This window comes from Jejudonia soesokkakensis (assembly GCF_042664795.1).
Taxonomy (GTDB): domain Bacteria; phylum Bacteroidota; class Bacteroidia; order Flavobacteriales; family Flavobacteriaceae; genus Jejudonia; species Jejudonia soesokkakensis.
In genome coordinates this window covers 293,137-318,692 of record NZ_JBHTBN010000003.1, presented here as the reverse complement: position 1 = coordinate 318,692, position 25,556 = coordinate 293,137, and the positions used below count along the sequence as shown (strand labels likewise).

The window sequence follows — 25,556 nt, the reverse complement described above, 5'->3', positions numbered from 1 at the left end:
GTTACTCTTTAGTAGCTACAAATAGTTTTTCAAAAGCATTATAAACAGCTAAATGTAACGCATCACCATGATCTCTCTCTTTTAAAAAATCATAATAAACCTCACCATTATCCTTATAGACTTCTCTTAGCTTATAATATAAATTGACAGCACCGGTTTGCATTGCGGGTCCTTCGGTTCCTCCTGCAACATAGATTTTCTTTGAAGAATCCATTGTTGGTTCCATTTTTAATATAGAGTTGTCATCCCACCATACACTAGGACTTACAATAATATAATTATTAAAAAGAGCTGGTTTTTTATGTAGGATTTCCGAAGCTAGCAATCCGCCCAATGACTGACTAATAATCGTTTTTTCTTCGGAAACATTATAGGTTTTTTGAATTAGTGGTTGTAATTCTTCTGAAATAAAGGCAATAAATTTTGCTGAACCTCCAGAAGTTGGAAATTCTTCTCTATCCAGCGTATTTTCTGAAGGAAACGTAAAATCTCTTTTTCTGTCTACGTTTTCTATACCCACCACAATTGTTTCAGGAATCATATTGATCCAAGAAAATGAACCAAACTGAACCAAACCAGCAATATGAATAAAATCTTCATCTTTAGAACCGTCTAAGAGATAGATTACAGGATATTTTTTTTCTGAAGCTTTATCGTACCCATTTGGAAGGTAAATATTCAAGGCTCTTTCTTCATTTAAAACTTTAGAATCAAAAGTAAGTCGTTCACCAATATTAAATGGAGCTCTTTTTTTAATTGTTGGTTGCGCTTTTGACGGTAAACAAAAAAAAGCCACCCACAGAAAACTTAATAACTGTATCGTTCTAATTCTTACTTTCATATTATAGGTTTACAAAGGTTTATAAGCTGTGACCTTTATCTCAACCACCAAATGAGGATGCGGTAATTGATGTACAGCAACTGTGGTTCTTGCGGGACCCGTTTCTTTGTTGAAAAACTCGGCATATACTTTATTATAACCACCAAAATCGTTCATATTGACCAGAAAACTGGAGACATCGACCACATCGTTCATTGTTGCTCCTTCTTCGGCAAGGGTGTCTTTTATATTGTTGAGAACTGCTCTGGTCTGCGCTTCGATATCGATCTTTAGCGTTCCCATTTCATCGATTATTTCAACTCCTTCAAGCGTATTATCGGGTCTACGGGAGCTTGTTCCGCTTACAAACAGAAAGTCTCCTGCACGTCTAATATGCGGATAGGCCCCTCTGGGTGTGGTTTTTTTCTTCATACTTATAAATTTCCAGCCACTTCATCATCGTGTAAAATAGCCTGTGTTTGCTGTTGTACTAATTTTAATTTTTCTGAAAGTTCCATGTCTTCAGGAAGCTTTCCGTCATCCAATAAGTTTAAAATGGCTTTGTCCTGTGCACGCCCTTGCTGTAATGCTTCGGCATAGGTAATTTCTTCTTTGAAAGTTACCAAACTGTATTTGCTATAATATTTATCGGGGAACTCGGCTTCAAAAGCGGTTTCCAGTTTTCTTTTTTTCTGAAAGAGCGCACTTGCCGTATGTTCTTTCATCTCGTGAAAATTATCTACTGCTAGATCTGCAATGGCGTCGGTGTCTTTTTTTCTTGCTTTCTCGTATTCATAAAATACAGTATTCCAATCGGTACTTTCCGAAGTAAAACGATCTAAAATTTCATCAAATACAACAACATCTTCAAAAGAAGCATTCATTCCTTGTCCGTAGAAAGGAACAATAGCATGAGCAGCATCTCCAAGCAGGAGAGTTTTTCCGTAGCTATTCCAGGGCGAACATTTAATGGTGCCCAAAGGTCCTGTGGGATTACTAAAAAACTCTTCTACCAGGTTTGGCATTAGCGCTACCGCGTCGGGATATTCTTTGGTAAAGTATTCGGTTACCATTTCTGGAGTGGTCAAATTGTCAAAACAATACTCACTATTCGAGTATGGTAAAAATAAGGTCACGGTAAAACTACCATCCAGATTTGGAAGTGCAATAAGCATATCTTCACCTCGAGGCCAGATATGAAGTGCTCCTTTTTCGGTACGATACCCTCCGTCGTTTGCAGGAGGAATTGTAATTTCTTTATACCCATGGGTAAGCCATTCTTGAGAAAAACTGAACAAAAATTTCTTATGATTAAACATTGCTTTTCTTACAGAAGAACCTGCTCCGTCCGTTCCTAAAATAATATCACCAGTATATGTTACCTCTTCATTTGTAGGATAATCTTTAAACGTAGCCGAACCGTTTTCAAGATCTACCGACTTACACCCTTTATTAAAAATAATGGTAACATTGGGCATCTTTTCGGCTTCGTCCAGCAGTAGCATATTTAAGCCAGGTCTTGAAATTGAATTAATGTATTCATTTGCTCTTCCGCTGTATTTGCTTAAAAATGTGTTTCCTTCCATATCGTGAATCATTCGGCCATACATCGGGATGCAAAGTTGTAAGGCAGCTTCTTCGACACCGGCAAGTCTAAGTCCTTTAAGGCCACGATCACTTAATGCTAAGTTGATAGAACGCCCGGCATCTTGATGTTGTGTACGCAGATCTGGTCTTTTTTCTACGAGCGTAATTTTGTACCCACGTTGTGCTAGGCGAAGTGCAAGTAGACTTCCGCAGAGACCTGCACCAATAATTAGGATATTAGTTTTAGTGTTCATATGTTATTAGAGAACTTCTTTTAAACGCTGTACGAATTCAAATACATCTTCAAAACTATTGTAGAGTGGGGCAGGAGCTACTCGAATCACATCGGGTTCGCGCCAGTCACTAATAACTCCAGCTTCTGTTAGTTTAGTATGTAGTTTTTTATCTGCATTTTTAACCTGGATACTCAGTTGGCAACCTCTTTCATTCTTATTTCTAGGGGTAATGATGTTAATATTATTGGTGTTTAGCTCGTCCAATAAAAACTCAAGGTATCCAGTAAGTTTTTCAGACTTTGCTCTAAGATTTTTAAAACCTGCTTCAGCAAATACATCGAGGCTCGCTCTAATAGCTGCCATCGATAGAATTGGCGGATTGCTTAACTGCCAACCTTCGGCACCTGGTAACGCATCAAATTCATGTCGCATATTGAACCGTGTCTTCTTGTTATGTCCCCACCAGCCAGCAAAACGGTTTAGATGTTCATTTTGAGCGTGGCGTTCGTGAACAAAACATCCTCCTAAGCTTCCTGGACCACTATTTAAATATTTATACGTACACCATACGGCAAAGTCGGCACCTGTATCATGTAAATCAGGTTGAATATTACCGGCACCATGCGCCAAATCAAAACCAACCATGCATCCATGCTCGTGACCGAGTTGTGTAATTTTTTTTAACGGAAAATGTTGTCCGCTGTAGTAATTGGTGCTCCCTATCATTAGTAAAGCGATTTTGTCACCTTGTTCTTTCAAAATTGTTTCAAGGTCTTCAAAGCGGCATAATTCTTCTCCTTTTCTTGGTTTCCAAAGAATTAATCCTTCTTTAGGGTCAAACCCGTGAAATTTTAGCTGACTCTCAACTGCGTACTTATCACTAGGAAATGCATCACTTTCTACCACAATTTTAAACTTGGATTTTGTAGGCTGGTAGAACGACACCATCATTAAATGGAGGTTTGTAGTAAGCGTGTTCATAATCACGACTTCACTTGGTTTTGCACCTACGATCTCTGCCATGTTCTTTGTTAGAAATTCATGATACGGTAGCCAGGGATGTTCGGCATCCGTATGTCCTTCTACTCCATGGTGAGCCCAATCGTTTAATTCTTGCTGAAGGTATTCCCGGGTTACTTTTGGTTGTAATCCGAGAGAATTTCCGCAGAGGTATATAAGAGAATTACCTTGTATGTCTTTCGGGATATGAAACTGTTCACGAAAAGACTTTAGTGGGTCTTCTGCATCTTGTTGTTGTGCGTATGAGAGGCTATTCTCCATTATTTTACTGAAATATTTGTAAAGTATAATTTGAATCCGCCCGTAGAATCCTGATGCATTTTTGCAAATTTTAATCCGTTAAAATCTTCATAATCTTCCCAAGTAGTCATCATGCTTGGAACACTATCGTTTCCTTTTCTGAACGTCCATTCGTTTACCATAAAATCATCATCATAATAAAAATCGTAGGCATCACCTGGCGTGTACCCTCCTTCGGGGCCATAGGTAAGAGTGATCTTGTCGAGTTCTTTTTTAGATAATGGTGCCAGTACGTTTTCTTCTTCAGAAATAGTAGTGCCTTCATCTGTGACTAAATGAAAAGGAGCCATGAGCCAATATTTATCATTAATAAAACTGGCATCGGCACCTCTAGTTTTTTCGTTAAGAGAATCACGGTCAAACTCTACACGACCGTTTGGAGTGACCATAATTACTTCATTGGTTTTGGGATTCCACGTCCAGCTACGTTCGTAGTGATTGTCTTCGCCTCGATCTACATTAAATGTAAAGTTGAGTTCTGAAACCTCTTTCCAATTTTCGAAGCCATTGGCTGCTGCAATTTTTTGAGCGGTGGTTTTTTCGGTTGGAGTTTCTGTAGTTGTTGTTTCTGAAAGATCTTCAGAGGTTTTTACATCATTTTTACAAGCTTGTAATAGGAGTAAACTTGTTGCGAGGAGTACTAATTTTTTCATTTAAGATTGGTTTTCAGTAAAAATAATGAAAGTAATTAAGGAACATAAAAAAAGCCCTTCTAAATTTTTCATTAAAAGGGCTTTTCTTAAGTATTAGAATCATTAATCTACAGCATCTTCTACATCATCTGCTACTTTTTCTACTGTTGATTTTTCTCTACAACTTGTAAAGCTGGTTGCTGTGGCTGCAAAAAGACCTACAGCACATAGAATCGTGAAAAACTTCTTCATGTTTTTGGTTTTGATTGTTAAAAATAAAGATTAAAACTATTTTAATCTGCTACTATGGTCTACGACCTGTCGCCAAACGATATAAAATACCGATCACGGCCAATACTAGTAGAATGTGAATTAGGCTACCTACAGCTTCACCGAAACCAAAATAACCAACTAACCATCCTATAATTAGAATAACGACAATAAGCCAAATTAAATCTCCCATAATGTGTGTTTTAAAGATTAGTTATATTAAAACTACAATAATTTTGCACATTCTATATTTTTTTAACGCGTATTTAATAAAAACGATGAAATAAAATCAATTTTGTTACTTTATATATCTTTTGTGTTATTGATAATATACTGAGCTCTCTTTTTTATTTCTGACAGCTCTGAAGCTGATTTTTTTTCAAGCAGAGACATCATCATGTTCATCCTATGATTGTCTTTAAAATGCGCTCTTTTGTCATCCAAAAAATTCCAGTAGAGACTATTAAAAGGGCAGGAGTCTTCCTCGGTTTTCTTTTTTACGTTGTAGTGACACTCTTTACAGTAGTTACTCATTTTATTAATGTAGCTTCCGCTAGACACATATGGCTTCGTAGCGACAATGCCACCGTCTGCAGATTGTGACATCCCTCGTGTATTTGTAATTTCAACCCATTCTATCGCATCAATGTAAATGCCTAAATACCATGCATCTACTTCATCTGGGTTACATTGTGTGAGTAATGCAAAATTTCCAGTGATCATTAATCGCTGAATATGATGCGCATAGGCATGATCCAGACTTTGGTCGATTGCGTGCTTAAGGCAATTCATTTTTGTATTTCCTGTCCAATAAAAATCTGGAAGATTATTTTGGTTCTTAAGCGCGTTTAAGTTTTTATATTCTGGCATTTCTTTCCAGTAGATTCCACGCATATATTCTCTCCATCCTAGAATTTGTCGTACAAAACCTTCCACTTGAGAAATATCTATATGATCTTTGTGTTCTCGCCAGTAACCAATCACAGACTCAATCACTTCTAAAGGTGAAAGTAATTTACTATTCATAGCATAGCTCAATCTTGAATGAAATAGATAGACTTCGTCTGTATGCATGGCATCTTGATAATCGCCGAAATGAACCAAAAGATTTTTGCAGAAATAATTAAGAACAGATAGTGAGTCTTCACGGGAAGTTGGCCAATTAAACTTTTCTGGATTGATAGTTCCTATTGTTTTGATTTCAGCTTTTTTAATTCGATCAAGGGTAGCAGTAACATCTTTTCTGAAGCCCCGTTCATGTGGAATGCTATCTTCCCCCTTCCATTTCTTTCGGTTTGATTTGTCAAAATTCCATTTTCCGCCTTCAGGATCTTTTGAAGTTACCATCATGATATCATGTTTCTTGCGCATATAGCGGTAGAAATATTCCATGGTCATTTCTTTCTTTCCTTCGTAAAATTCTGAAAGTTCTGTTCGGGTTGTTAAAAAGTGCTCGGTGTCAAACGCTTCAGAAGAAATCGATAGCTTTTCGCAATACTGTTGTAATTGTTCGTCGAGCCGAAACTCATCTGGAAGCTGGTATTCAAACTTTTCAATACCATGCTTTTCTATAAGTGCTGAAAGATTTTGAGTGAGGGATTGACTATTGTCTGGATGGTTAAGTTGGTAATAGATTACCGTATGATCTCTTTCCTCAAGCCATTCGGCAAAATAGTGCATACTTTCAAAAAAGGCAACTACTTTTTGTATATGATGCGTTACATAGTCTGTTTCCTGACGCATTTCGGCAATAAAATAAATAATGTCTTCTTGAGGATCATCATACCAAGAATGTTTATGGTTTAATTGATCACCAAGGATAAGTCGAAGTGTTTTCATGTGTGTTCATTATTCCAAAGGTCTATAAATATATTTTCAGGATCGTAACGTTCTGCTTGTGAGTTGATATTGAATTTTCGGTCACGAGGATCATTTCCAACCCCTGCAACATACATCCAATTGCCCCAGTTACTATGGACATCATAATCAATAAGCATGCTTTCAAAATAGGCGGCTCCTATACGCCAATCTTGTTTAAGTTCTTTCGCCCAAAAACTGGCTACATTTTGTCTTCCTCTGTTGCTCATCCAACCTGTTTGTTCAATTTCACTCATATTTGCATTGACAAAATCGTACGTAGTATTTCCCAATATCCAATTGTCTAGTTGCTTTTTAGATTGATTCCAGTTGTAGCTTTTTTGTAAGATTCCGCCAATTTTAAAGATAGAATTTCCATGTTTGAGTGATATGTATTTAAAAAAGTCACGCCATATAAGTTCAAAAACAAGCCAGTAAGTATCCTGATTTTTAACAACGTTTTTTTCAAACTTTTTAACTTCCCAATATATGCTTCTTGAAGAGATACTACCGTTGGCAAGCCATGCAGAGAGTTTTGAGCTGTATTCAGTCCCTACAAGCCCATTCCGTGTTTGTTTGTAGGTTGCCAGCTGTTCAGTTTTCCAGAAATAAGAATGGATACGCTCCCAGGCGGGATCTTCCCCACCAGAAAATGAAAAGGCGGTTCGTGTATCTTCAGAATAAGCTTCTAATCCTAATTGTTGAAGGGTGGGGATGTTGGTCTCTGTATCTATAAAATTATCTTCTGAAAGTTTTTCAGGCTGTGGTAGCATTTCTCTTACAAAACAATACTTTTCGCATTTCTTTCTAAAATCAGTATAAACATTCGGAATTTTACTGAAAGCATCAAATGGAATATCTTCTGGATGAAAAAGAAATTGATCGTAGAAAGATTTAAATTGAATAGAATTGTCGACCGAAGTTTTTAAAGCCATTTCCACAGCTGCTTCTTCAGAAGTCCATTCCTTTTGAAAATAAATAGACGTTATTTGCTGTTGTGAAATAAGTTTGGGTAGGCAATCTTCGGGTTTTTCAGTATAAATAAACATAGGTATATTTAATGCTGCAAGATTTTCCTTTAGATTTTGGATAGTTTCAATTAAGAATTTTGATCTAAATCGGTCGGTCTTTTTAAATCCATAGACCGAATTTAAATAATGCCTTGGATCAAAGCAATAGGCAGCAATTACCTTATTAGCATCTTTTAGCGCAGTAGATAGCACAGTATTATCATAGGTTCTTAGGTCATTTCTAAACCAGACAAGGTGATTCATATAGTAGTTTTATTTCTTCTGCAACGCTCACTGCAATATGTAACCGATTCCCAATTCTTTTCCCACTTCTTTCGCCAATCAAATGCCTTATGACATACTGGGCATATTTTGGAAGGGAGGTTTACTTTTTTGTGAGACATCTGTAAACTTACTATTTGTTTAAAAATTATCCACCAAGCTTAAACAAAAATTAACAAATTGCATTTTTGTTATTTTTACTGAAATTTTAGTTCAATGGATTACAAAAAGGCTTTTGAAATTAATAAAGAAACTTGGAACAAAAAAGTGGCGGTGCATGCCAAAAGTGATTTTTATGGATTGGATGCTTTTAAAAAGGGAACGTCAAGTTTAAACATTTTTGAAAGAGAAGCATTGGGAGATGTTACTGGAAAGAGCCTATTGCATTTACAATGTCATTTTGGACAGGATACCTTAAGCTGGAGTAGGATGGGAGCTAGGTGTACAGGTGTTGATATTTCTGAAGAAGCAATACAACTTGCAACATCTTTAAATTCCGAATTAAATTTAGATGCAACCTTTGCTTGCTGTAATGTCTTAGACACTTCTCAATATATTTCTGAAACCTTTGATATTATATTTACAAGTTATGGAGTAATTGGGTGGCTACCGGATTTAAAACCGTGGGCGCAAATGATATTTGAAAGACTACAACCAGGAGGAGTTTTTTATATCGTAGAATTTCATCCTATTGCATGGATGTATGATTATACGGTCACTCCGCCCGAATTAAAATATGGATATCAGCAAAAAGAAGCAATCTTTGAAGAATATAAAGGAACCTATGCCGATGAACATTCTAACATAGTTAGTAAAGAATATGGCTGGAACCATGGGTTGGGCGAAATAATTAGTAGTCTTACAGGAGCTGGGCTGCATATAGACTACCTAAAAGAACATCAAGAATCTCCGTACGATATTTTCCCTGGCTTGGTAAGAAATAAAAAAGGACTTTATGAAATGCCCAATGGACTCTACCCATTAGTGTTCGAAATAAAAGCCCGAAAATTATAGTGATTTAGCTAAAAAACTCCATTAAGATTTTTTAACGGAGTTTTTATTAGGAACTAATTAATACGATTAGTGATCCATTGCATCTTCTTTAAGTAATTCTGGATATTTTTTTGCGAAACGTTTAAATCTTGGAATGGATACATTTTGGATGTAGGGATTGTTAGGGTTTCTTTTTTCATAATCTTGATGATAGGCTTCTCCCTCCCAGAATTTTTCAAAAGGTAAAACCTGAGCGGCTACGCTGCCTTCTCCCAATTCTTTTTCGAGTGCAGCAATCTTATTTTCTATAATTTTCTTTTGTGCATCATTTTGATAAAAAATGATAGAACGGTATTGTGATCCTCTGTCTGGACCTTGCCCATTTACTTGAGTGATGTTCTGTGAACCAAAATATACATCGACTAATGTTTCAAAGCTGACTAGGGTTGGATCGTAGATAATTTCAACCGCTTCTGCATGTCCTGTTGTACCTGTGTTACTCGATTCATAGGTTGGATTTTGTGTATGTCCGCCACTATATCCAGAAATGGATTCTTTTACACCTTTGACACTTTCGTAAATAGCCTCTACACACCAAAAGCAACCACTGGCGAAATATGCTTTTTCAAGACCATCTTGCGATGGAACCTCGACAGGTGTAATCTCTTTTTGTGCAATTTCTTCTGCTTTTTTATTAGCTTCGTTTGACGAGTTACAGGCCAACATAAGACCTGCAGTTAAAAAACTTATGGTAAATAATATCTTTTTCATTGTAAATTTTTTTAATGATTTCGTAATGCGTTAATTAATTGTTTCTTATTCATTTGAGAGCGACCATCGATTCCAATTTCTTTTGCTTTTTGATACAGTTGTTCTTTAGTTCTTTCTTCGTAAGGAGTAGCTTTACCACCTTTTTTTCCGCTGTCTTTAGTATTTGCAATACGTGCAGCTTTTTCTTTACTCATTCCTTTATTTCGAAGCGCTTCATATTGTTCATCGTTTTTAATACTTGGACCGTGATTTTTTGCCATGGTGTAGTCGAGTTAATTTTATTTCCTTTCAAATTAAATGTAACAAAAAAAGCCCTCACAATATGTGAAGGCTTTGTTATAATATAATTAGTCGTTATTTTACTTTATTAAATAACTTTTCCATTTTCTCTTTTTCTTCATTTGCAAGATCTGGATCTACCAAAATACGTCCACTGTGCTCATCTGTGATGATTTTTTTACGGGAAGCGATCTCCATTTGAACCTGTGGTGGAATGGTGAAGAACGATCCTCCAGAAGCACCACGCTCTACAGCAACAACAGCTAAACCATTTTTTACATTGGTTCTAATTCTTTTGTAAGCATTTACCAGACGGTCTTCAATTTTCTTTTCAAATTTTTCAGACTCCTTGATAAGTGCTTTTTCTTCCTTTTCAGTTTCAGCAAGAATTTCGTTAAGCTCTCCTTGCTTGTGTTTTAAGTGTTCTTGTCTTTCTGCAAGGCGCGAAGTAGTTTCTTCAATAACCACATTCTTTTGCTCAATTTGGGCTTTAAATTCTTTAATGTGTTTTTCAGCTAATTGCATTTCAAGTTCCTGAAATTCAATTTCCTTGCTTAATGAGTTATACTCTCTATTGTTGCGTACATTATCCTGTTGAGAAGTATATTTTTTGATTAACGATTTTGATTCTTCAATTCCGTTTTTCTTTTCTTTAATATTATTTTCGATTACTTCAAGATCGGCATTCAGTTTTTCAAGACGTGTGTTCATTCCGGCTACTTCATCTTCTAGATCTTCAACTTCTAACGGAAGCTCTCCGCGTACATTTCTAATTTCGTCTACACGAGAATCGATCAATTGCAAATCGAACAATGCTCTTAATTTCTCTTCTACCGTAATTTCTTTTGTTGCCATATTTTAAAAATAGCTAATTGGATTTGTATTTGTTTGTGATAAAACCACTTTGCTTTTCGTTAAAGCAGGTGCAAAATTACTAATTTTTTTTGTAAGCACCGACACTAAAAGATCTTTTGTGTACTGTTCACTTTCATAATGTCCAATGTCTGTTAACAGAATGGATTTTTCAGCTTTAAAAAAATCATGATATTTGAGGTCGGCAGTCACAAAAGCATCAGCTCCAGCAGCTTTAGCAGCTTCAATCACAAAACTACCGCTACCTCCTAACACAGCAACTTTTTTTATTTTTTTCTGAAGCAATGGCGAATGGCGAACACATCCCGTTTTCATAGCAGATTTTAGGTGTGTAAGAAAAGTATCTTCTGAAAGTGCCGCATCAAATTCACCTACCATTCCCATACCAATATGCTGATTCGTATTTTCTAGTGTTGTAATCTCGTAAGCTACCTCTTCATAGGGATGACTCTTAAATAATGCGTTTAAAATTCTTGATTGAAGATGTTTAGCAAATGTGATTCCTATTTGGATTTCTTCTTCAAAATGAGTTTCACCACGTTTTCCCTTTACAGGATTGGAATCTTCGTTTCCGTTAAAGCTTCCGCGACCTGTTATATTAAAACTACAATTGCTGTAATTTCCAATTTCACCTGCGCCAGCTAAAAATAGAGCTTCTCTCACTTCCGAAGCACTTTCCGACGGCACAAACGTTAGTAGCTTTTTTATCGTTTCAGTCTTCGGAATTAAGACTTTTCTGTTTTTTAAACCTATCTTTTCGCAGAGCGTCGCGTTAACCCCATTCCAACTATTGTCTAAAGCAGTATGGATTGCAAAAATGGCAATATCGTTTTTAATAGCTTTTTGTACTACCCGCTCAACATACGTTTTTCCAGTTATTTTTTTTAAGCCAGAAAAAACAATAGGATGAAAACTTACAATAAGATTACAATCTTTAGCAATTGCCTCTTCCACAACTTCTTCGAGAGTATCAAGAGTAACCAGAATATTGGTTAGGTCTTTTGATGAATCTCCCACCAATAACCCTGTATTGTCGAATCCCTCGGCATAGGCTAAAGGAGCAATATCCTCCAGTATGTACAACATATCTTTGATCTTCATGCTATAAAAATTTACCGTAAATATAACAGTTTCATATTTTGGGAAGAGCAATGAAGCGGAATTTGTATTTTCGTACCATGAAATTTCTACGCAAGCTACTTTTTCCTTTCGCAATTCTCTACGGAATTGTGACTGCTTTCCGTAATTATTTTTATAACGTAGGTTGGTTTCAAAGCAAATCGTACAGACAGCCTGTCATTTGTGTTGGTAATTTAAGTGTAGGAGGAACTGGAAAATCGCCCATGGTAGCCTATTTATTAAGTTTTTTAAAAGATACATATAAAGTTGCGGTGCTAAGCCGAGGGTATAAGAGAGAAACTTCTGGCTACATTGAAGTAACCACAGCGCATTCAGCCAAGCAAGTAGGAGACGAGCCCAGGCAATGTAAGCAGAACTTTCCTGAAGTAACTGTAGCCGTTTGTGCAAATAGACAGTTGGGAATGGATCACCTTCTTCCTGAAGCTGAAGTTGTAATACTTGATGATGCTTTTCAACATCGAAAAGTGAAGGCTTCCTTAAATATATTGCTTACCCCTTTTGACGATTTGTATATCTATGACTATATGTTGCCTACAGGAAATCTGCGTGAGCCAAGGGCTGGGATGCGCCGTGCAGATATTATTGTTGTTACAAAATGTCCAGAAAAGGTAGCGTATAGCAAACTACAGGAAATTCAATTTAAGTTAGATCTGAAAGAACATCAGCGGGTTTATTTTTCTAAAATTACCTATGCTTCAAAAATTTATAATGAAACAGAAGCCTTAGATATTGCGTATCTTGAAGATAAAAATTTTTCATTAGTCACCGGGATTGCCAATCCGAAACCTCTAGTAGATTTTCTGGCTGAAAAGCAGTATAGGTTTGAGCATTTAAATTATCCAGATCACCACGATTTTACAGATTCAGAAATTGAAACTTTAAAAAAACAGGAGTTAATTTTAACAACGGAAAAAGACTACATGCGATTACAGCCTAAACTAGGAAAATTTGCAGTGTACTACCTACCTATAAAAACAGAAATTTTAAACGACCAAGGTTCCTTTTTTGAAGAAAGAATACTACAACATATCAAAGAAAAACATTCTTAAGTAGTTGGAACTTTTCTATTCTCAATAGTAAGATAAATTTTCTGAAAGAATTCTTCAGTCTTAAAAGGTTTAGGAATAATCTCATTAAACCCTGCGCGGTAAAATTCGTCTAGGTTTTCGTCAATTGTCACAGCGGTTAGCGCTATGATAGGAAGCTCTTTGTCAAATTCTCGAATTTTTTGTGTAGCCTCAATACCACTAATTCCTGGCATATGGATATCCATTAATACAATGTCATAATTGTTTTCTTTGACAAGTGCAACAGCGTCGGTTCCATTATCTGCTACCATACATACCATTTTATTCTTCTCGAGAATTTTTCGAGTAATCATCTGGTTGATCTTATTGTCTTCGACGACAAGTACATTGCGATTTTCTAATGCTGCATAATCAATTTCATAGGTGGCATTTGCTGGGCTTTTTGCATCTTTTAATTCTTCAGCAATACCAAAATTAATGGTGAATGAAAACTTTGATCCTTTTCCTAACTGACTTTCAAGATAGATTTTACTATCCATTAGTTCTAATAGGTTTTTCACAATAGAGAGCCCCAGTCCAGTTCCGCCAAACTTTCTGTTAATTTGTAAGGATGCTTGTGAAAAACTCTCGAAAATGCTCTTTTGTTTTTTCTTGGAAATCCCTACGCCATTATCTTCAATTTCAAATCGTAAAGCAGCTCTATTTTCTTTATTATCGATTCGTTGCACTCTTATCGTGACATCGCCATTTTGTGTGAATTTAACCGAATTTCCTATTAAATTTATTAATACCTGCGAAAGTTTTAAAGGATCGCCAATAAGTTTAGTAGGTATGTTTTCGTCAAATTCAATATGTAGGTTGTTTTTACGGTCATCGGCAGATTTCTTAAGGGCGACTAAAACATCATTGATACGTTTCTTAAGATTAAAAGTGGACTGTTCGATTTCAACCTTATTTGCTTCAAGTTTATTGAGGTCTAGAATGTTATTTATAAGAGAAAGAAGGTATTCCCCAGAAAATTTTAAAGAATTAAGGTGATCTTTTTGCTCTTCCTTAGGGTCTTCTTCAAGCAATAAATGCGTCAAACCTGTCACCGCGTAAAGCGGAGTTCTAAGCTCGTGCGTTATAGTGGATAAAAACTGTGCCTTAGCTAAAGATGCCTTTTCTGCTTTCTCTTTTGCCAAAACTAATTCAGTATTCTTATCCTGTAATAAATCATTTGCTTTTGCTCTTAAATTATTGTTTTTATATAACGATAATGTTAGAAGTGAAAGGATTATAATTAAGGCGATACTAAGTCCGGTAGTCATTTTACCAAGATTGATGGACTTTTGTTGTTTATCAATATCTGATTGCTGATCTCGAATTTTCTGATTTAGATTTCCAATTTCTCCTTCCTGATCAACGCCCTTTGAAATTGCTGTTATATAAACAGCTACAAGAGAGTCTCTCTTGTGGAAGTACGTATTCATATTTTTCTGTGCAGAAACTTGGTCTCCTTCATTTATAGCTATAAATCCAGCTATTTTATAACTTTCAACTTTTAAGCTAGCATAATTATTCCGTTCAATTATAGCATTAGCTTGATTTAATGCATTTTTTGAAATGGCTATGGGATCTAAATTTTGAGTGGCTTCCAATTCCAGTACAGATTCTGCTTTATTAAGTAAAGCAAATGCGTGCTGATAGTTAGATGAAGATTCTTTAAAGGTGGGGATGGCAGCATCAAAATAATTAATTGCTACCTGATAATTTTTTTGTTGAAGTTCTAAAATTCCAAGACCCAATAAAACATTTGCTCTATTTAAATCATCATCGGTCTCAATAAAAATCTGGTCTGCTTTTTTTAAAGCGTCTTCTGCTACCGAAAACTTATCAACTCGTGTCGCAATGAGGCCTTTTATTGTATATGCTCTTCCAAGTAAGGTTCTATTGTTTAGCGTTGAGGTTAAGATTATCGCTTCTTCAACCTCATAGGCAGCTTTCTCATAATTTTTTATGTAATAATTTAAATTACCAAGACTGACTAATACCTTAGATTGTGCAACAGTGTCACTAATGAGTGTTGAAATGTTTTTAGCTTCATTGAATGCTAAAATAGCACTGTCATAATCTTGATTACTAAGTGCTTGATCTCCTTTTTTTTGTAAAGTCGCGACTTTAGCAATAGAATCCTGTCTAGACTCCTGTGCTGTTGTAGAAACTACAGCAAAGAAAACCATTCCAATAATGGAGAGCGTATATTTCTTTAGTAAGCTAGGGCACATTTTCTAATGTAATTCGCCGATAAATATAGTGTTTTCCTCGATAAAACGAATGTTTTACTTAGAAATTTGTAAGATTAAGTCCACGATACGAGCAGAATACCCAGTTTCGTTATCATACCAACCAATTATTTTTATCATTTTTCCAATAACAGAAGTCATTTCTGAATCGAAAACGCAAGAATAAGAATTACCCACAATATCAATAGAAACTATGGGATCTTCAGTATATTGGAGAATTCCTTTTAAGGTACTTTCTGAAGCTTTTTTAAATGCATTGTTTACTTCATTGATCGTTACTTCCTTTTTTACATTCAGGGTGATATCGCAGAGAGATCCGTTAGGAACAGGAACTCGAATGCCCGCACCTCCAATAGCCGAAGCTAATTCAGGAAAAATCTTAGTTAAAGCTTTTGCAGCTCCCGTAGTTGTTGGGACAATAGACTGACCTGCTGCACGAGCTCTTCGTAAATCTTTGTGAGGCTGATCATGTAAACTCTGGTCTGTTGTGTAAGAATGCACAGTAGTAATATAGGCTTGTTCAATACCGCATAAATCATTGACTACCTGTAACATTGGTGCTGCATTATTGGTGGTGCACGAAGCGTTTGAAATAATGGTGTCGTCTTTAGTTAACGTAAAATCATTAACACCCAGTACAATTGTTTTAATATCATCTTCGGTTGGAGGAACCGATAAAATAACTTTTTTAGCTCCATTCTTCAGATGTTTTTCTAATTGCACTCTGGTTTTAAACTTTCCGGTACATTCAACAACTACATCCACACCTTCCCAGTTGAGGTTATCTAGAGAAGTTTCCGAAGTAAAAGAAAAATGATGCGCTCCTACAGAAATAGTACTTTCTGAAAAGGAAACATTTTGTTTTAAAACCCCGTGAATACTATCGTATTTTAACAGATGACTTAATGTTTTAGAATCTGCAAGGTCATTTATTGCTACCACGGTAATCTGAGGGTGTTTCAAAAGTAATCGAAACAGCCTGCGACCAATACGTCCAAATCCGTTAATGCCAACTTTAATAGTTGCTGCCATAAAAGAGGTGTTAAGTAAGGTGCTTTTGTGCTTTGTAAGAAGAACGTACCAGCGCACCACTTTCTACATGACGAAAGCCCATTTCAAGACCAATGGTCTCATATTTTTTAAACTGCTCTGGCGTAATAAATTCTTTTACCGGAAGGTGTTTTTTGGAAGGTTGCAGGTATTGACCAATTGTAACGATATCCAGATCAACATTTCTTAAATCCTGCATAGTTTGTAGTACTTCTTCTTCTGTTTCCCCTAAGCCAAGCATGATACCACTTTTAGTACGCTCGATACCTTGTGCTTTGAGATATCGCAATACTTCAAGGCTTCGTTCATATTTTGCCTGAATGCGTACTTCCCGCGTCAAACGTTTTACCGTTTCCATGTTGTGTGAGACCACTTCTGGTTTTACAGCGATAATACGATCTATATTTCGAGTAACCCCTTGAAAATCTGGAATAAGTGTTTCTAGCGTAGTTTCAGGATTCATTCTACGTATCGCTTTTACTGTTTCAGCCCAGATAATAGAACCCATATCTTTTAGGTCATCACGGTCTACTGAAGTCACCACAGCATGTTTTATTTCCATCAATTTAATAGAACGCGCTACTTTTTCGGGTTCATCCCAATCTACTGTTTCAGGACGTCCAGTCTTTACACCACAGAAACCACAGGAACGAGTGCAAACGTTTCCAAGGATCATAAAGGTTGCAGTCCCTTCAGTCCAGCATTCCCCCATATTTGGGCAACTACCAGATGTGCAAATGGTGTGCAAATCATATTTATCTACCAATCCTCTAAGGGCGGTATATTTCTTCCCAGTAGGAAGTTTTACACGTAGCCATTTGGGTTTTGGAACTCGTTGTGGAATGTCTAATGTTTCTGTACTCATACGCAACGCAAAGATACGATTTTGATTTCAGAATGAAGAATTAGAAACCTCAAATTAAAGTCTGAAAATCCATCGATTTACTTCCAGCTTTCCAAATACTGTTTTGCCACTTTGATATGATCATGCTCTCTTTCTACAAAGGCTCTGGCAGCGGCACCTATTTGCTTTATTTTTTCTGGATTTTCAATCAGATTGGCTAAGGTTTTGGTAAGGTAATCAACATCTGGTAACGCATTAATTGCAACAGTTTCATCCAGCTTATAATGTTTTGAAAAAGCAGTTTCAGCACCCGTAAAAACTACTTTTCCCTTTGCCATAGCTTCCAGTGCATTATACCCTTGATCATAGGCTAATACTTGATCCAGAACGATATGTGCTTTGTTATATTTCTCAATATATTCTGAATATGGTAGGTTTTCAACAATGTCAATTGTAATCGCTTCGGAATATTCTTGCTGAATGTTTTTAAGCGCTGCTTCAAAATAGTGAATTCCTTTAGTATGCATATTGCCTCGATTGATGCCCATAAAAATCACAATAGGTCCTTCTGAAGCAGTTTCAGTAAAAGGAAGCTTTGATAAATTCACCGGATTAGGTATTAGTCCCAGATATTTTTTATGACCAAGCAGTGGTAAGTGGTAATCTAGGTCTGAAGCAATCACTCCGTCGATTTGACTGTAAACAAAATCATGTAATTTTTTGTGGGCTTCCTCCAGATTTTTCAAAATAAATTTATAGCGTTTAGTATCGTAGGTCCCATCTTTGTAATTGGTCAATATAGAATACGGGTGGGCATCGCTTAGGGCATGAGATACACTAATGTAGTCGGTTCCGCAGGAAAGCAAAAACAGTTTTGTATTGTACTTTTTTAAAAAGGAAATGATATCAATAGCAATTTTAGGAGTAGTGGTTAGCGGACTTTCATTAATAAGTTGCACTACATCAAAATCTTTTAACTGCTCTTTATGTGTAAAAAATTGTTTTTTTATCGATTCTGAAGTGATATCAATTCCAAACAATTTGTAAATACCCACTTTCAGTTTTTTGGCAATTCCGCTGTCGTAGGTACGTGTAAGCTTTATGTCTGAAGGATAGTTTTTAAAAAAATCACCTGTAGAAATTAGGATAACTTCGTGGCCCAAAGCCATTAGTCCTTCTTTTAATGAATTGTGAAGTCTGCTGTATTCGCCTACTAAAAGTATCTTCATATCTTTGTACTACCTCGTAAATATACTAGTGTTTGAACGAAAATAACCAAATTAAAGTTTGTATTGTCACAATTTCTTTAGGGAAAGGCGGTGCAGAACGCTCTACTGCAATGCTTTCCAGAATGTTAGACTCGCAGGGTTTCGATGTTCATCTGGTCATTCTTACAAATAGTATCGACTATGAATATGCAGGTACGCTATTTAATTTGGGGGAATTAAAAGAAAAGAGTAACTCCGTTTTTGGGCGTTTTATCCGTTTTAAGAAACTAAGAAGGTATTTAGTCTCTCAAAATTTTGATTTTATTATTGATAATCGGAACAGGCAATTTGCCAAAACAGAGCTATTTTACCTTAACTATGTTTACAAAGGTTTTAATCCCATTTATGTGGTTCGGAGTTTCAAATTAGAACAATACTTTCCGAAGAAAAAATCTGTGGCCAAAAAAATGATAAAGAGATCATTTAAAATTGTTGGTGTATCGCAAGCGATTGCAGAGGAAATAAACCGAAAGTACAAAACTCAAAAAGCGATTGCTATTTATAACCCTATAGCTCCATTGCCTGATAAAATAGTTGATGACGCAACTTCGTCTAAATATATCATCTTTTTGGGGAGGTTGGTCGAAGATGTGAAAAATTTTAGTTTACTACTTGAAGCCTATAAAAGATCTGATTTGCCAGAAAAAAACATTGAGCTAAAAATTTTAGGGGATGGGCCAGATAAGGAGTTAATTCAAAGAAAGATTGAGTTATTGCAATTGGAAAATATTGTACATCTTATCCCTTTTACACCCGCAATTAAAACGTATCTTGAAAGAGCTAAATTTTTAGTATTGACAAGTCATTACGAAGGGTTCCCTAGAGTATTGATTGAAGCGCTTTCTGTTGGTACACCCGTTGTTTCGGTCGATTGTAATAGCGGTCCCAGAGAAATAATTATACATAAAAAAAACGGATTGCTAGTGGAAAATCATAACACCCAAGCACTTTCAGAAGCCATGAATACCATGATTAGCAATGAAGAATTGTATATCGAATTAAAATCCTATGCAAAGGAAAGTGTACAACATTTAGAAATGTCGAATATCGCCAGTCAATGGTCAAAATTAGTACAACATGCATAAATCTTTAGATAGTATTCAATTAATCGATATTCCTAAAATTAGTGACCCAGATGGGCGTGGAAATCTTTCGGTGATTGAAAAAAAGATTCTTCCGTATGAGATTAAACGCGTCTATTACTTATATGATGTGCCTAGTGATAGCAGTCGGGGAGGGCATGCGCACATAGAACTGCAACAGTTCTTAATTGCTTTAAGTGGTAGTTTTGATGTGGTACTAGACAACGGACTTGAACGTAAGGTGTACACATTAAACCGTCCTAATAAAGGACTTTTAATTCCTAATGGAATCTGGCGAGAGCTTGATAATTTTTCGGCAGGAGCCGTGTGTTTATCTTTAGTAAGCGATGTATATAAAGAGAGCGATTACCTTCGTGATTATAATGATTTTAAAAGCTACACAAAAACTACTGACTAATTTGAAGTCGCAGGTGCTTGAATTTTATTATATACAATGAAAAGCATATATTAATCCAGATAAGCATATGATCCATTTAACCCCTGAAATTTTAAAGGGTTTCTCAAACAATTTACTTTTAAAGAGAGTATTGTGGGGATTTATATTTGTAGGAATAAGTGCAGCTTTTTTACAAGCAGGACTTAATAGGAGTTTATGGCTCGATGAAGGAAAACTTGCAACTAATATCATTACACGTGATTTTTTAGGTCTTTTAGAGCCGTTGGACTCAAATCAAGTTGCACCCATTGGTTTTTTGTTGTTGCAAAAACTGCTTACTAACTTATTTGGCAATAAAGATTTTGTGCTGCGCTTCCTACCATTTTTAGCGTTTCTTCTCACACTTTTATATGCTTTTAAAAGTTCAAGATTATTATTTAAGTCGGTTACCGTATCACTACTGGCTACTGCAATTTTAAGTCTTAATTACAAGTTACTCTATTACTCCTGGGAAGTAAAGCAGTATTCGCTGGACGTTTTTATATGTGTGTTACTACTTTATTATTCTCTTAGCATACTAAATACTTCAACGACCAAAAAATTAATTGTATATACAATCATGGGTGTCCTTTCAATTTGGCTGTCGAATATTTCTGTAATTGTATTAAGTGCTTTTGGAGGTTATGTGATTTACTTTCTTGCGGTAAGAAAAAATAACTTTAAAGTACTGTTAGTAGGTGTTTTTTGGGTAGTAAGTTTTTTCCCTTATTATTTTTTATTTATCAAGGGACACCCAATTAATAAAGAGCCTACAATGCTAAACTTTTGGGAATATGGCTTTCTGCCTTTAGATCCATTTTCTTTAGAATTTTACAGCTACTTTGCACACATCGCAAAGGATATTTGCTATTTTATTATGGAAGGCTATGTATTTATGATGATTCCAGCCATTTTTATATGTATTGCGCTTGTCAAATGTATCCGTACTCGTTTTTATCCATTACTTTACATTTTGATAGTTCCAGCTTTGATACATTTAATTTTGTCAGGACTGCATTTATACCCAATGCGGGATAGGCTTATTTTATATTTACTCCCACTTTTTGTTTTTTCAATGAGCTACGGAATGTTAATTACTACCAGATATTTATTTAAAAAGTATACGTTAAACCCTGTAATTATTATAGTTCTTGTCATGGGAATGATATTTTTTAGTTTTTTTAAAAAATACCCATTTCATGTAGAGGAAGTTCGAGACTCTATTGAATATATTGCTAAAGAAATTCAACCTTCTGAAACTTTATATGTCTACGGAAGCGCCATCGATGTTTTTAATTTTTATAGTTATCAAAACCCTGCTTTTGAAAACAAAAACATTGTCCGCGGAACATATTATAAAGCAACCCCTTACAAATACATTCCTGAAATTGAATCTATCAAAGGAACGATTTGGATACTGTTTGCACATAGTTTTTCTGAAGATAAATCTTTTGATGAAAAAGACTATATTTTAGAAAAGCTCACTGCAAGAGGGCATACTATCATATTTGAAAAAAAATATGATGGAAGCGAAGCTGTGAAAGTACAATTGAATTGATTATTTAAAAGCTGAAAAATTAGCTCCTTTTTTATTTAGAAAGTTCTTAATCAATTTTAATTTTCTAAGCATTTCGGCAGGCATTTTTAAAAGTGATCGTTGCTTTGAATTAAGATTTTTAGGATCAATTTTGTTATAATATGTCATAAACGTTTCTTTTTCATTGGCAAGTTTTGCCAGTATGGCCATTGAAAACCTATTCAGATCCAGAAATTTTTTTAATGGTTTGTTTGAGTCTTCATACTTTTCATACGCTTCAAAAGTGGGTTTATTTTTCGCTGAATGTGTCGTTTGTGATAGACTTTCTTGACTTCTTACAATAGTCACTAAAATTTTAGGACTAAAAACAATAGCATACTGCAACCCTATGCGTATAAACAAATCGGTATCTTCACCACTGTTTATTGATGTGTCGTAAAAGCCTACAGTTTCAAAAACTACCTTTTTCAATACAGTAGTAGAGCTATTGATAATTGAATTAATAGTACTCGCTACAAAAAAGTTTACCACCAAATCTTCTTTTTCAGTAATAGGAACAGAATAGCTCAAATTAAGATATTGATTTTTGTCTTGCACTTTACTGTTACAGGCATATACATGTTGGGATGGATATTTAAGGATAAGCCTGTTTTGTTCTTCTAGATAGGTGGTATCCCATAGATCATCTGCATCCAATAGGGCTATAAAAGGTGCTGTTGCTTTTTGTATGGCTGTATTTCTGGCAGCGCCAGCTCCTGCATTTTTTTGTGAATAATAGGAAATTCTAGAATCTTTAAAAGAGTTGATAATAGTTTCACTCTTATCTGTAGAGCCATCATTTACGATGATAATTTCAAAATCTGTAAATGTCTGTTCTAATACGCTTTGCAGTGTATTGCCAATATATTTCTCTTTATTATAAACTGCTATGACGACAGAAAATTTAGGCATTGTGCTTCTTTTTTAATTCAATATAATACTGTAACCTGTAGAGATCGAACCAAAATAGATTGGGTTTTCCTGATAAAAAATTCCGTTCCATGATGGGTTTTAGTTTTTTAAGCATAAAGTTAAAAATCGATGTTCCACCTACTTGTTTTAACCTTAGGTAACTTTTTTGAAGCGCGCGTTGGTCATCGTCTATAAGACCCTTTTGTTCAAAATACAAGGTACTTTCTACCGCTTTTAGGGATTTTCTTAAAAACGTTTTATTATCATCAAGTCCTAAATGGTACACTGGATTATTGATATGCAACAACGGTATGTTTAGTTTTTTTAACCTGCTTCCAAAGAGGATGTCAAGCCCGTACTGATTTTCAAAATTTGTATTGGCAGCAAAAAATGTATTTTTTTCAACTAGTAAATTTCCCGATACAATAAAGTAGTTTCGTTTGTTTCTTTTTTCTAGAGAAACGGCTTCCCGGTCCCTTCCGTAATACCATCGTAGTCTTTTATTATTTTCGGGAACTTCTTCTTCATATGCCAATCCGCCACAAATCACTTTATGGTTTTCTGTTTGTAGTGTAGCGATATACGTTGAAATAAAATTTTCAGAAACAGGCATCACATCGGCATCCAGAAAAAGCAACCATTGAAATACTGCTTTTTCAGCAAGAAATTGACGAGCCCCAGCGCGGCCTATATTTTTAGTTTTATGGATATAAGTGACATTTGCCGTATTTTCTACGGAAGCATTTTCAGAAAGAAATAAAGAAGAGCCATCTTCATAGACAATAATTTCTATTTTAGTGTCAATTTTTGAAGTTTGAGAAACCAGAGTTTGTACTAACGTGGTTACGTTATAATTATGTGTTGGTATTAAAATGGAATATCCCTCAAGGCTCATAAAACAAAAGTAAGGATGTTTTATAAATAGTAGGTATCTTTATCATGAAACTACGATAAACAATGGCTCGACTTATTTATTTTATATTGAGTTTGGTGTGTATGTCCATACCGGATGTTTTGGCACAATCTGATGCTGTAGTCTTAGATACTGTGCACATGTATATAAGAACATTACCAAATGTGGAGAATTTAGAATTCACAAAAACTGGAGGTATTGTATTATATACAGGAAATGATCCAGTACTTGCTACGTTGCTTAAAGATGAAACGATTTTAGAATTTAAGAAAGGATTTCCCACCTCTCAAAATGACAAGCTAAAGAGAACCTATAGCGTTAAAGTGGTTACTCCAAAAATTAATCCGCTCAGTGAAGAGCAGCTTCCTAATCTAAAAAAAACACTTATTCGAGAAGCTTCACATATATTTGAATTTGGAGAAGTGGTTGCAGATACCACGGTAAAAGTATATTACCCTAATGATTATGGAACCACTATAAAAGGGAAAAAAAACCTGGGGTATGATGTGTCGATGGCACATTACGATTATTTGGGAATGCCTCAGGCATGGGCATATACTACAGGTTTTCCAGAAATTATCATTGGTATTGCAGACGAGAAATTGCCAAAGGACCATCCTGATTTTAAGGATAAAACTATTATTTTAAGAGAAAGTGTTGTAGGTGGCGGTCATGGATATAGTGTAGGTGCAAATGCAGTAGCTCAGGGAGATAATGCATATGGTATTGCAGGGGTTTGCTATGATTGCGATGTATTTGGAAGCCGCTATGGTTCTTTTTCAACATTTGATCAATTACTAGAATTGTCTCAGGCGGGTGCCAAAATACTTAACTGTAGCTTTGTTACTACAAAGTATTATGAGACCGCCCAAGAAGTCATAAATGAAATGTATGACAACGGAACTATTATAGTAGCTAGTGCTGGGAACAGACCTTGGAGTGAAAATTATGGAAAGAAATTGTATTATCCGGCTTCTTATGAAAACGTTATTTCTGTAAGTTCGGTCACCTATAAATATGAAACTCCGTATGATAATTTTGGTTTGTCAAGCGATGGAAACTATTATGCACAGAATATTAAAAATTATCTAGGAAGGTCACTTGGCTTTACAGACAATAATCCCGAGAAAGAGCCTTATATTTATTTGGTAAGTACGCCAACTTTAAATCCGATGGTAGATATTGTTGCTCCAGGAGTTTTGGTGTTTAGCTTCGGAAACTATTTGCTAAAACCCGAATACATTTATAATAAATATCAGTCAACTTCAATGGCTGCTCCACTGGTTGCGGGAACTTTAGGTTTAATGTTTTCTTTATATCCCGAATTACCTTTGCCTGAAGCTGAAAGTATTTTAAAAATTACTTCTACAAATATCAATGAAATAGAGGGAAACAAGCCTTTCGCAGGTCATTATGGAGCAGGAGCATTGCATACGGGTCGTGCTGTAAAAATGGTCAATGACTTGATTAGCCCAACAGAAACTCTTACAGTTGAAAATCAGGATTTTAATCGGTGGGATTTTATACTTACAGCACTTTCAGAAAGCGTTGTTATTCAAAATCAAACATTTCGTGAGGAAGCTTCACTTAGGTTGACTTCAAAAAATAAAATTGTCTTAAAACCAGGCACCCGACTCCAGTCTACAAATAAAAGAGGAATTGTTTTAGCAATCGACCCAACACTGAGTAAGAAATAATTAAAAAATTGGAATGGGTTTTTTGGCATCATCTACGGCTACAAAGGTAAAAAATCCCGTAACGGCTTTGTTTCGTTCATAGCTGTACATATCTTCCATAAATACTTCAACTTTTACAACACAGCTCGTTCTCCCAACCTTGTCGATACGTGCAATGAGCTCAACGATGCTTCCCTGTGGAATGGGAGTGGTAAAATCAATTTTATCTGTGGAGACTGTTACCACTTTTTTCTGCTAAATCGTGTTGCACAAATAAATGAGGCTTCATCCATCATGTGTAAAGTAGTTCCACCAAAGAGAGTATCATAGTGGTTGGTGGTATTAGGGAATACTGCTTTAAATATGCGCGTTTCACTTTTTTCAATTAGTGCTGAAAGATCTTGCATCTATTTTTT

Annotated in this window: 26 protein-coding genes and 1 pseudogene; 6 read left to right on the top strand and 21 right to left on the bottom strand. The window is 35.6% G+C overall.

Annotation, left to right across the window (positions count from 1 at the left end; all coding sequences use genetic code 11):
* Position 1 precedes the first annotated feature (1 nt).
* The 10 genes from ACFQO1_RS08195 to ACFQO1_RS08150 form a co-directional block, all read right to left on the bottom strand.
* Positions 2-841, bottom strand: coding sequence for an alpha/beta hydrolase (locus ACFQO1_RS08195; RefSeq protein WP_380217509.1), 840 nt, complete (start codon positions 839-841; stop codon positions 2-4).
* Positions 842-850: 9 nt separating this feature from the next.
* A complete protein-coding gene (locus ACFQO1_RS08190; protein ID WP_380217508.1) occupies positions 851-1,252 on the bottom strand; it encodes a RidA family protein in 402 nt (133 codons plus the stop codon).
* 2 nt (positions 1,253-1,254) lie between these two features.
* On the bottom strand, positions 1,255-2,661 hold the full coding sequence (locus ACFQO1_RS08185) for an FAD-dependent oxidoreductase (RefSeq protein WP_380217507.1): 1,407 nt from the start codon (positions 2,659-2,661) through the stop codon (positions 1,255-1,257).
* A gap of 6 nt (positions 2,662-2,667) precedes the next feature.
* Positions 2,668-3,924: a kynureninase gene (kynU, locus tag ACFQO1_RS08180; RefSeq protein WP_380217506.1), complete on the bottom strand. Its 1,257-nt coding sequence runs from the start codon at positions 3,922-3,924 to the stop codon at positions 2,668-2,670.
* Positions 3,924-4,616 carry a hypothetical protein gene (locus tag ACFQO1_RS08175; protein ID WP_380217505.1) on the bottom strand — a complete coding sequence of 231 codons (693 nt, stop codon included), beginning with the start codon at positions 4,614-4,616 and terminating at the stop codon, positions 3,924-3,926. The genes kynU and ACFQO1_RS08175 overlap by 1 nt, the downstream gene beginning before the upstream one ends.
* A 102-nt stretch (positions 4,617-4,718) precedes the next feature.
* Positions 4,719-4,847, bottom strand: coding sequence for a hypothetical protein (locus ACFQO1_RS08170; RefSeq protein WP_380217504.1), 129 nt, complete (start codon positions 4,845-4,847; stop codon positions 4,719-4,721).
* A 52-nt stretch (positions 4,848-4,899) separates the two neighbouring features.
* Entirely contained in the window at positions 4,900-5,058 is a 159-nt protein-coding gene (locus ACFQO1_RS08165; protein WP_380217503.1) for a lmo0937 family membrane protein, read from the bottom strand.
* A gap of 110 nt (positions 5,059-5,168) precedes the next feature.
* A complete protein-coding gene (locus tag ACFQO1_RS08160; protein WP_380217502.1) occupies positions 5,169-6,704 on the bottom strand; it encodes a cryptochrome/photolyase family protein in 1,536 nt (511 codons plus the stop codon).
* Complete coding sequence (locus tag ACFQO1_RS08155) at positions 6,701-7,996, bottom strand: DASH family cryptochrome (RefSeq protein WP_380217501.1); 1,296 nt, start codon at positions 7,994-7,996, stop codon at positions 6,701-6,703. The genes ACFQO1_RS08160 and ACFQO1_RS08155 overlap by 4 nt, the downstream gene beginning before the upstream one ends.
* Positions 7,993-8,136: a DUF2256 domain-containing protein gene (locus ACFQO1_RS08150; protein ID WP_380217500.1), complete on the bottom strand. Its 144-nt coding sequence runs from the start codon at positions 8,134-8,136 to the stop codon at positions 7,993-7,995. Before ACFQO1_RS08150 ends, ACFQO1_RS08155 begins: the two co-directional genes overlap by 4 nt.
* A 94-nt stretch (positions 8,137-8,230) precedes the next feature.
* On the opposite strand from ACFQO1_RS08150, the gene ACFQO1_RS08145 reads away from it, so the two are divergent.
* Positions 8,231-9,028: a class I SAM-dependent methyltransferase gene (locus ACFQO1_RS08145; RefSeq protein ID WP_380217499.1), complete on the top strand. Its 798-nt coding sequence runs from the start codon at positions 8,231-8,233 to the stop codon at positions 9,026-9,028.
* A gap of 66 nt (positions 9,029-9,094) precedes the next feature.
* Here ACFQO1_RS08145 and msrA read toward each other — a convergent pair whose 3' ends face one another.
* The 4 genes from msrA to ACFQO1_RS08125 form a co-directional block, all read right to left on the bottom strand.
* Positions 9,095-9,778, bottom strand: a complete 684-nt coding sequence (msrA, locus tag ACFQO1_RS08140; protein WP_380217498.1) for a peptide-methionine (S)-S-oxide reductase MsrA — start codon at positions 9,776-9,778, stop codon at positions 9,095-9,097.
* Between the two features lie 11 nt (positions 9,779-9,789).
* A complete protein-coding gene (locus ACFQO1_RS08135) occupies positions 9,790-10,038 on the bottom strand; it encodes a DUF7218 family protein (protein ID WP_380217497.1) in 249 nt (82 codons plus the stop codon).
* A 94-nt stretch (positions 10,039-10,132) separates the two neighbouring features.
* Positions 10,133-10,912 carry a zinc ribbon domain-containing protein gene (locus tag ACFQO1_RS08130; protein ID WP_380217496.1) on the bottom strand — a complete coding sequence of 260 codons (780 nt, stop codon included), beginning with the start codon at positions 10,910-10,912 and terminating at the stop codon, positions 10,133-10,135.
* A gap of 3 nt (positions 10,913-10,915) precedes the next feature.
* Positions 10,916-12,031, bottom strand: a complete 1,116-nt coding sequence (locus ACFQO1_RS08125) for a Nif3-like dinuclear metal center hexameric protein (RefSeq protein ID WP_380217495.1) — start codon at positions 12,029-12,031, stop codon at positions 10,916-10,918.
* Positions 12,032-12,108: 77 nt separating this feature from the next.
* On the opposite strand from ACFQO1_RS08125, the gene lpxK reads away from it, so the two are divergent.
* On the top strand, positions 12,109-13,119 hold the full coding sequence (lpxK, locus tag ACFQO1_RS08120) for a tetraacyldisaccharide 4'-kinase (protein ID WP_380217494.1): 1,011 nt from the start codon (positions 12,109-12,111) through the stop codon (positions 13,117-13,119).
* Here lpxK and ACFQO1_RS08115 read toward each other — a convergent pair.
* The 4 genes from ACFQO1_RS08115 to ACFQO1_RS08100 form a co-directional block, all read right to left on the bottom strand.
* Positions 13,116-15,365, bottom strand: coding sequence for a tetratricopeptide repeat-containing hybrid sensor histidine kinase/response regulator (locus ACFQO1_RS08115; RefSeq protein WP_380217493.1), 2,250 nt, complete (start codon positions 15,363-15,365; stop codon positions 13,116-13,118). The two genes, lpxK and ACFQO1_RS08115, sit on opposite strands and share 4 nt — an antisense overlap.
* 54 nt (positions 15,366-15,419) lie before the next feature.
* A complete protein-coding gene (gene gap / locus ACFQO1_RS08110) occupies positions 15,420-16,415 on the bottom strand; it encodes a type I glyceraldehyde-3-phosphate dehydrogenase (protein WP_380217492.1) in 996 nt (331 codons plus the stop codon).
* Between the two features lie 10 nt (positions 16,416-16,425).
* Entirely contained in the window at positions 16,426-17,298 is an 873-nt protein-coding gene (gene lipA, locus ACFQO1_RS08105; protein ID WP_380217491.1) for a lipoyl synthase, read from the bottom strand.
* A gap of 77 nt (positions 17,299-17,375) precedes the next feature.
* The gene (locus ACFQO1_RS08100) at positions 17,376-18,506 is read right to left on the bottom strand and encodes a glycosyltransferase family protein (protein ID WP_380217490.1); all 1,131 of its coding nucleotides are present in this window, start codon (positions 18,504-18,506) and stop codon (positions 17,376-17,378) included.
* 32 nt (positions 18,507-18,538) lie between these two features.
* On the opposite strand from ACFQO1_RS08100, the gene ACFQO1_RS08095 reads away from it, so the two are divergent.
* The 3 genes from ACFQO1_RS08095 (at position 18,539) to ACFQO1_RS08085 (ending at position 21,621) form a co-directional block, all read left to right on the top strand.
* Positions 18,539-19,630 (top strand): glycosyltransferase, encoded by a 1,092-nt coding sequence (locus ACFQO1_RS08095; protein ID WP_380217489.1) that lies wholly within the window; start codon positions 18,539-18,541, stop codon positions 19,628-19,630.
* Positions 19,623-20,045 carry a sugar 3,4-ketoisomerase gene (locus tag ACFQO1_RS08090; protein WP_380217488.1) on the top strand — a complete coding sequence of 141 codons (423 nt, stop codon included), beginning with the start codon at positions 19,623-19,625 and terminating at the stop codon, positions 20,043-20,045. Before ACFQO1_RS08095 ends, ACFQO1_RS08090 begins: the two co-directional genes overlap by 8 nt.
* Before the next feature lie 67 nt (positions 20,046-20,112).
* The gene (locus tag ACFQO1_RS08085; protein ID WP_380217487.1) at positions 20,113-21,621 is read left to right on the top strand and encodes a glycosyltransferase family 39 protein; all 1,509 of its coding nucleotides are present in this window, start codon (positions 20,113-20,115) and stop codon (positions 21,619-21,621) included.
* Here the strand turns inward: ACFQO1_RS08085 and ACFQO1_RS08080 are convergent, their stop codons facing one another.
* Entirely contained in the window at positions 21,622-22,551 is a 930-nt protein-coding gene (locus ACFQO1_RS08080) for a glycosyltransferase family 2 protein (protein ID WP_380217486.1), read from the bottom strand.
* On the bottom strand, positions 22,544-23,446 hold the full coding sequence (locus ACFQO1_RS08075; RefSeq protein ID WP_380217485.1) for a glycosyltransferase family 2 protein: 903 nt from the start codon (positions 23,444-23,446) through the stop codon (positions 22,544-22,546). The genes ACFQO1_RS08080 and ACFQO1_RS08075 overlap by 8 nt, the downstream gene beginning before the upstream one ends.
* Positions 23,447-23,508: 62 nt before the next feature.
* On the opposite strand from ACFQO1_RS08075, the gene ACFQO1_RS08070 reads away from it, so the two are divergent.
* Entirely contained in the window at positions 23,509-25,161 is a 1,653-nt protein-coding gene (locus ACFQO1_RS08070; RefSeq protein ID WP_380217484.1) for a S8 family peptidase, read from the top strand.
* Here the strand turns inward: ACFQO1_RS08070 and ACFQO1_RS08065 are convergent.
* Positions 25,162-25,547 (bottom strand): annotated as a pseudogene (locus tag ACFQO1_RS08065) (acyl-CoA thioesterase). It lies immediately after the preceding gene.
* Positions 25,548-25,556 lie beyond the last annotated feature (9 nt).

Excerpts from the sequence above, each read along its gene's own strand:
- ACFQO1_RS08195 (WP_380217509.1), bottom strand. The coding sequence starts at position 841 with ATGAAAGTAAGAATTAGAACGATACAGTTATTAAGTTTTCTGTGGGTG.
- ACFQO1_RS08080 (WP_380217486.1), bottom strand. The coding sequence starts at position 22,551 with ATGCCTAAATTTTCTGTCGTCATAGCAGTTTATAATAAAGAGAAATAT.
- ACFQO1_RS08155 (WP_380217501.1), bottom strand. The coding sequence starts at position 7,996 with ATGAATCACCTTGTCTGGTTTAGAAATGACCTAAGAACCTATGATAAT.
- ACFQO1_RS08115 (WP_380217493.1), bottom strand. The coding sequence starts at position 15,365 with ATGTGCCCTAGCTTACTAAAGAAATATACGCTCTCCATTATTGGAATG.
- ACFQO1_RS08125 (WP_380217495.1), bottom strand. The coding sequence starts at position 12,031 with ATGAAGATCAAAGATATGTTGTACATACTGGAGGATATTGCTCCTTTA.
- ACFQO1_RS08070 (WP_380217484.1), top strand. The coding sequence starts at position 23,509 with ATGGCTCGACTTATTTATTTTATATTGAGTTTGGTGTGTATGTCCATA.
- ACFQO1_RS08190 (WP_380217508.1), bottom strand. The coding sequence starts at position 1,252 with ATGAAGAAAAAAACCACACCCAGAGGGGCCTATCCGCATATTAGACGT.
- ACFQO1_RS08165 (WP_380217503.1), bottom strand. The coding sequence starts at position 5,058 with ATGGGAGATTTAATTTGGCTTATTGTCGTTATTCTAATTATAGGATGG.
- kynU (WP_380217506.1), bottom strand. The coding sequence starts at position 3,924 with ATGGAGAATAGCCTCTCATACGCACAACAACAAGATGCAGAAGACCCA.
- ACFQO1_RS08185 (WP_380217507.1), bottom strand. The coding sequence starts at position 2,661 with ATGAACACTAAAACTAATATCCTAATTATTGGTGCAGGTCTCTGCGGA.
- ACFQO1_RS08075 (WP_380217485.1), bottom strand. The coding sequence starts at position 23,446 with ATGAGCCTTGAGGGATATTCCATTTTAATACCAACACATAATTATAAC.
- ACFQO1_RS08135 (WP_380217497.1), bottom strand. The coding sequence starts at position 10,038 with ATGGCAAAAAATCACGGTCCAAGTATTAAAAACGATGAACAATATGAA.
- ACFQO1_RS08160 (WP_380217502.1), bottom strand. The coding sequence starts at position 6,704 with ATGAAAACACTTCGACTTATCCTTGGTGATCAATTAAACCATAAACAT.
- gap (WP_380217492.1), bottom strand. The coding sequence starts at position 16,415 with ATGGCAGCAACTATTAAAGTTGGCATTAACGGATTTGGACGTATTGGT.
- msrA (WP_380217498.1), bottom strand. The coding sequence starts at position 9,778 with ATGAAAAAGATATTATTTACCATAAGTTTTTTAACTGCAGGTCTTATG.
- ACFQO1_RS08145 (WP_380217499.1), top strand. The coding sequence starts at position 8,231 with ATGGATTACAAAAAGGCTTTTGAAATTAATAAAGAAACTTGGAACAAA.
- ACFQO1_RS08150 (WP_380217500.1), bottom strand. The coding sequence starts at position 8,136 with ATGTCTCACAAAAAAGTAAACCTCCCTTCCAAAATATGCCCAGTATGT.
- ACFQO1_RS08085 (WP_380217487.1), top strand. The coding sequence starts at position 20,113 with ATGATCCATTTAACCCCTGAAATTTTAAAGGGTTTCTCAAACAATTTA.
- ACFQO1_RS08175 (WP_380217505.1), bottom strand. The coding sequence starts at position 4,616 with ATGAAAAAATTAGTACTCCTCGCAACAAGTTTACTCCTATTACAAGCT.
- ACFQO1_RS08100 (WP_380217490.1), bottom strand. The coding sequence starts at position 18,506 with ATGAAGATACTTTTAGTAGGCGAATACAGCAGACTTCACAATTCATTA.
- ACFQO1_RS08130 (WP_380217496.1), bottom strand. The coding sequence starts at position 10,912 with ATGGCAACAAAAGAAATTACGGTAGAAGAGAAATTAAGAGCATTGTTC.
- ACFQO1_RS08170 (WP_380217504.1), bottom strand. The coding sequence starts at position 4,847 with ATGAAGAAGTTTTTCACGATTCTATGTGCTGTAGGTCTTTTTGCAGCC.
- lpxK (WP_380217494.1), top strand. The coding sequence starts at position 12,109 with ATGAAATTTCTACGCAAGCTACTTTTTCCTTTCGCAATTCTCTACGGA.
- ACFQO1_RS08090 (WP_380217488.1), top strand. The coding sequence starts at position 19,623 with ATGCATAAATCTTTAGATAGTATTCAATTAATCGATATTCCTAAAATT.
- lipA (WP_380217491.1), bottom strand. The coding sequence starts at position 17,298 with ATGAGTACAGAAACATTAGACATTCCACAACGAGTTCCAAAACCCAAA.